The sequence below is a fragment of the Streptomyces thermospinosisporus genome (genome assembly GCF_039526425.1).
Taxonomy (GTDB): Bacteria; Actinomycetota; Actinomycetes; order Streptomycetales; family Streptomycetaceae; genus Streptomyces; species Streptomyces thermocarboxydovorans.
Map to the genome: position 1 here is coordinate 6,888 of NZ_BAAAIZ010000018.1, position 5,309 is coordinate 12,196.

Below are 5,309 nucleotides of genomic sequence, written 5' to 3' on the forward strand. Positions count from 1 at the left end.
CCGCCTCGGCGACGGTGCGGGCCATCTCCTCGGGGTCGGCGGTGAGGATCGCGGTGAGGACCTCGCGCAGGGCGGCGTCGGCGGGGCGGGCGTGCAGCAGGTCGGCGTAGGGCTTGAGGGAGTCGACGCCGAGCGCGTCGAGGAGGCTTGCGGCGCGCAGCGGGTCGCGGAAGCCGCACAGGCCGTCGAACTCGGTGAGCGCGCAGATCAGTTCCGGCTTGTGGTTGGCGTCCTTGTAGTTGCGGTGCGGGGCGTCCACGGGAATGCCGCGGCGCTCCTCGTCCTCGAAGCCTTTCCTGGCCTGCTCCAGGTCGGGGTGGACCTGGAGGGAGAGGGGTGCGCCGGCGGCGAGGAGCTTGAGCAGGAACGGCAGGCGGGGGCCGAACCGGGCGACACAGGCGGCGCCGAGTTCCTTCTCGGGGGCGGCGTCGATGACCTCGGCGAGGGTGCCGCGGGCGGTGCGGGAGGGGGCGCCGGGGTGGGCGCCCATCCACATCTCGGCCTGCGGTTCGCCGGTGGGTTCGGTGCCGAGGAGCCGCGGGATGGCGGTGGTGGAACCCCAGGCGTAGGGGCGGATGGTGTTCTCGAGGCGGTCCATGGGGCTCTTGGGTTCCTTCTGCGGTGCTCGTGCCTGTCTCCCCGGCAGGGGACGGGTGGGCAGGGGAGGTTCAGGGTGTCCCGGGCATGATCAGGTGCGGGAGGCGAGCGCCAGGTAAACGGCGGCGAAATCGGTGACGGCGATCAGTTCGGCGAGGGTCTCCAGTTCGCCGCCGGGCTCCGGTTCGAGTTCGCTGATCGGGGTGTCGTGGGTGAGGGCCAGCTCGCGTGCGGCGGGGGCGGCGGTGAGGCTGCCGATGGGCCGGTCGCGCAGCAGCACCACGCGGGCGTGCAGGGCGGGCGGTTCCTCGACACGGTCGCGGAAGAAGTCGTCCGGGTCGGCCCCGGCGGCGAGCGGGCCGGCCAGCAGGGCGCTGTGCGCGGCGAGCGCCTCGGGGAGTTCGGCGACGACGGCGGGGGTGCCGGAGAGCTCGGCGAGCGCGGCGGCGAAGCGGCGGCCGGCGGGGCCGGCGGAGGTGCCCTCGGTCCAGACGATGGGCAGCGCGTCGGCGAGTTCGGCGGCCAGGGTCTTGGCGGGGTTGCTGTAGGCGGCGATGGCGGGGCCGCAGCGTTCGGCGATGCGGTCCAGGCGGTCGGCGACCTTCTCCAGGGCGTCCTGCGGCGCGGTGAGCAGCCCGGTGCGGTCGAGCAGCGCCAGCAGCGGGGTGAGCAGCGCCCACAGCACGCCGGGGGCGGAGGCCGCGAGCGGTTCCTCCTGGTCGTAGGGGGCGGTCGCCATGGGGACGAACAGGCCGTGGTGGCCGCTGACCGAGTCGGCGAGCGGGCCGCGGGCCGGGGCCACGGCGACGACGGTGCAGCCGCGGCGGTAGGCCTGCTCGGCGAGCAGGGACAGGCCGGGTTCGGTGCCGTCCGGGGTGGCGATGAGCAGCAGGTCGACGGAGCCGGCCCAGCCGGGCAGTTCCCAGCGCAGGGCGCCCGCGGCGGGGGCGACGCCGGTGGGTGCGAGGCGGGTGACAGGGCTGCCGGAGCCCGCGAGGGTGCCGAGCAGGTCGGCGGTCTGGGTGGCGGCGGCGCCGGGGCCGGCGATGAGGATGGCGCGGGGCCGGCCGTCGGGCTGCAGGTCCTGGATCCCGGCCTCGGCGGCGTGCCGTGCGGCGGTGCGGACCCGGGCGCCGGCCTCGGCGGCCCCGCGGAGCAGCCCGCGGCGATCGGCCTCGGCGAGGCCCTCCGGTGAGTCGAGCAAGCTTTCGTCGAGCATGGGCGGCGTGCCTCCGATCGGCGGGGCGTCGGTTCGCGGGGCGGCGGTCGCCGGAACGGCGGTTACGCCGGGCGGCGGGCCTCGTCGACGAGGAGGACGGGGATGCCGTCACGGACCGGGTAGGCCAGACCGCAGTCCTGGCCGGTGCAGATCAGCTCGGCGTCCTGCTCCTTGAGGGGGGCGTGGCAGGCCGGGCAGGCGAGGATGTCCAGGAGTCCGGCTTCGAGCGGCATGGGGGTTCCCTTCACGGCGGGTGACAGTGCGCGGATGTGCCTGGTCAGCGTACCGCCGGTACCGCGCCCCGGTCGGCCGCGGAGCCCTTTCCACCCCTCCGCCCGGGCGTCCCCGCGGCCCGCACCCCGCCGACCTCGGATGACCGGCGTTCCGGGCGGCGTCGGCGATCCTTCGCAGCCGGAGGCCACACCGTCGGCCTCCGCTCGCGCGACCAGCCGTCGTCGGCCTCGGACGGCGCGACCCACCGCCGGGACCCGGCCGGCCGAGGCTACGTACGTCGCCGGACGGCCGAAGGCTCCGAACCGCGTCGGGCTCGCAATCCGAGAGCCCGCCGCCGGCCCTCCGGCGCTCGATGCCCGCGCGGCCGCCGGCTTCCGATGCCCGACGCCGCACCGCTGGCCCCGGATCTCTGCGCTCAGCGCGCTCTCAGCCTCCAAGGCTTGGCGCCCGCGTCAGCCCTCGACCGCTCCGCGCCCCACACACCGGCCCTTGGATGCCGGACGCCCGGCCGCCGGCGGTTCCCGACGATCGGCACCCGCGCGCCGCGCGCCGGCAGACGATCGGCACCCGCGGGCCGCGCACGGCGGCAGATGCACCGGCGGCCCCCTGGGGCCCTCAGCCGCGGATGATCGCCAGTGCCTCGTCGCGGATGCGGCGCATCGTCGCCTCGTCGCGGGCCTCCGCGTTGAGGCGGAGGAGGGGCTCGGTGTTGGAGGGGCGGACGTTGAACCACCAGTCGGTGGAGGTGACGGTGAGGCCGTCCAGGTCGTCGAGGGTGATGCCCTCGCGGCCCTCGTAGGCGGCGCGGATCGCGGCGAGGCGGGCGGTCTGGTCGTCGACCGTGGAGTTGATCTCACCGGATCCGGCATAGCGGTCGTACTCGGCGACGAGGGCGGAGAGCGTGCCGTCCTGGCCGCCGAGCGCGGCGAGGACGTGCAGGGCGGCCAGCATGCCGGTGTCGGCGTACCAGAAGTCGCGGAAGTAGTAGTGCGCGGAGTGCTCGCCGCCGAAGATCGCGCCGGTGGCGGCCATCTCGGCCTTGATGAAGGAGTGGCCGACGCGGGTGCGCACGGGGGTGCCGCCGTGCTCCCTGACCACCTCCGGCACCGACCAGGAGGTGATCAGGTTGTGGATGACGGTGCCCTTGCCGCCGTTGCGGGCGAGCTCCCGGGAGGCGACCAGGGCGGTGATCGCGGACGGGGAGACCGGCTCGCCCCGCTCGTCCACGACGAAGCAGCGGTCGGCGTCGCCGTCGAAGGCGAGGCCGAGGTCGGCGCCCTCCTCCCGGACGCGCTTCTGCAGGTCGACCAGGTTGGCCGGGTCGAGCGGGTTGGCCTCGTGGTTGGGGAAGGTGCCGTCGAGCTCGAAGTACATCGGGACGAGCGTGAGCGGCAGTCCCTCGAAGACGGTGGGGACGGTGTGGCCGCCCATGCCGTTGCCCGCGTCGACGACCACCTTCAGGGGCCGGATGGCGGTGAGGTCGACCAGGGAGCGCAGGTGGGCGGCGTAGTCGGCGAGCGTGTCGCGGCGGGTGACCGTGCCCGGGGCGGCGGCGGGCGCCGGGGCGCCGGAGGTGCTCCACTGCTCGACCAGGGCGCGGATCTGAGCCAGCCCGGTGTCCTGGCCGACGGGGGCCGCACCGGCGCGGCAGAGCTTGATGCCGTTGTACTGGGCGGGGTTGTGCGACGCGGTGAACATCGCGCCCGGCAGGTCGAGCGCCCCCGAGGCGTAGTAGAGCTGGTCGGTGGAGCACAGGCCGATCTCGGTGACGTCGGCCCCGCGGGCCGCGGCGCCGCGGGCGAAGGCCGCCGACAGCCCCGGTGAGGAGGGCCGCATGTCGTGGCCGGTGACGAGGGCGCTCGCGCCGGTGACCTGGGCGAAGGCGGCGCCGAAGAGTTCGGCGAGGGACTCGTCCCACTGATCGGGGACGACTCCGCGTACGTCGTACGCCTTCACGATCTGCGAGAGATCAGCAGCCACGGCCCAGCCCTTCCGAAGTCCTGTCGGTCACCACAAACTACCGGCCGGTCGTGCCCTGCCGTACGGGGCGGGCACCGTGCCGAAACGGTCCGGCGGACCGGCGTCGTCGGTGCGGGTCAGTCGTCCGGTGAGCGGAGCACACGGAGGTGGCCCCGGCGGGCGACCTCCATGGGATCGGCCCCGCGTCCGCCGCCGCCCGCACCCGCCGCGCGTTCCTGCGGGCGGGCCGCCTCGCGCACGGCGTTCGCCAGGGCCTCCAGGTCGTCGCCGCTGGGCTGGGCCGGAGCCGAGCCGTCGAGCAGGCGGACGACCTCCCAGCCGCGCGGTGCGGTCAGGCGTTCGGAGTGCTCGGCGCACAGGTCGTAGCAGTGGGGTTCGGCGTAGGTGGCGAGGGGGCCGAGGACCGCGGTCGAGTCGGCATAGACGTACGTCAGCGTCGCGACGGCGGGACGGCCGCAAGCGGTGCGCGAACAGCGACGTACAGGGCTCACGACGTTGGACGGTACCGCACTCTTGAACGGGCCGCGACGACTCTCCACCAGGTCACTCCCCCGTGTCGTGGTGTGAGACGCCGCACACGGCCTCGGGGAACCCGCTCGGTGACCTGGCCGGACGGGGGCGCATGAGGCGGCGACCGATTCTGATTGCGGTCACCAGTTGGCACAAAGGCCGTCAAACGCCTTGAGATCACCGGTCCAGGAGGGATACGGAATCGAGCCCGACTTTGGCTGAAACGGTCAGTGAGTGACATGGGGCGTGGGACGGTGCGGGGTCGGGCATGCGGGGGCGCGGGAGACTACCCTGCACAGTGATGGACAACCCTGTGACGCCCCGTGCCGCTGCCGGCCCCGGGCCCCGACGCCGTGATCGTCACGGCAGGGGCATGCGGGGACCGATCGCACCGCCGCAGGTGCCGCTCGCGGCCAGCAGGGCGGAGACGTTCGCAGATCTCGTACAGGACTCCGTGGAGCGGCTGGAGCGGCGGTGGCCGCAGCTCGCCGACATCGATTTCCTGGTGCTGGACGTGCCCCGGCTGGACGGGGCGGCCGCCGGGTGGAACGACGAGGCCGTTCCGCTGGGCGGCGCCGTGCCCGCACGCGACGGGCGGCCCGCGCGGGTGGTGATCTACCGGCGCCCGGTGGAGATCCGCTCCAAGGGCCGCGACGAGCGGGCCTCGCTGGTGCACGAGGTGGTCGTCGAGCAGGTCGCGGAGCTGCTCGGGCTGACCCCGGAGACGGTGGACCCCCGCTACGGGGAGGACTGAGACCCGGCACCGGCC

The 5,309-nt window shown here is 74.7% G+C and carries 6 protein-coding genes; 1 reads left to right on the forward strand and 5 read right to left on the reverse strand.

Annotation, left to right across the window (positions count from 1 at the left end; genetic code table 11):
* The 5 genes from manA to ABD207_RS08100 all read right to left on the reverse strand — a co-directional run.
* A partial coding sequence (manA, locus tag ABD207_RS08080) for a mannose-6-phosphate isomerase, class I (protein ID WP_344011188.1) occupies positions 1-598 on the reverse strand: 598 nt, incomplete at its 3' end.
* Positions 599-688: 90 nt separating this feature from the next.
* Complete coding sequence (locus ABD207_RS08085; RefSeq protein ID WP_344011189.1) at positions 689-1,816, reverse strand: SIS domain-containing protein; 1,128 nt, start codon at positions 1,814-1,816, stop codon at positions 689-691.
* A 62-nt stretch (positions 1,817-1,878) separates the two neighbouring features.
* Positions 1,879-2,049 carry a Trm112 family protein gene (locus ABD207_RS08090; protein ID WP_344011190.1) on the reverse strand — a complete coding sequence of 57 codons (171 nt, stop codon included), beginning with the start codon at positions 2,047-2,049 and terminating at the stop codon, positions 1,879-1,881.
* A gap of 616 nt (positions 2,050-2,665) precedes the next feature.
* On the reverse strand, positions 2,666-4,030 hold the full coding sequence (locus ABD207_RS08095; protein ID WP_344011191.1) for a phosphomannomutase/phosphoglucomutase: 1,365 nt from the start codon (positions 4,028-4,030) through the stop codon (positions 2,666-2,668).
* A 116-nt stretch (positions 4,031-4,146) separates the two neighbouring features.
* Complete coding sequence (locus tag ABD207_RS08100) at positions 4,147-4,569, reverse strand: DUF3499 domain-containing protein (RefSeq protein ID WP_344011192.1); 423 nt, start codon at positions 4,567-4,569, stop codon at positions 4,147-4,149.
* 344 nt (positions 4,570-4,913) lie between these two features.
* Here ABD207_RS08100 and ABD207_RS08105 point away from each other — a divergent pair, with 344 nt between their 5' ends.
* On the forward strand, positions 4,914-5,294 hold the full coding sequence (locus tag ABD207_RS08105; protein WP_343998512.1) for a metallopeptidase family protein: 381 nt from the start codon (positions 4,914-4,916) through the stop codon (positions 5,292-5,294).
* Positions 5,295-5,309: the final 15 nt, after the last annotated feature.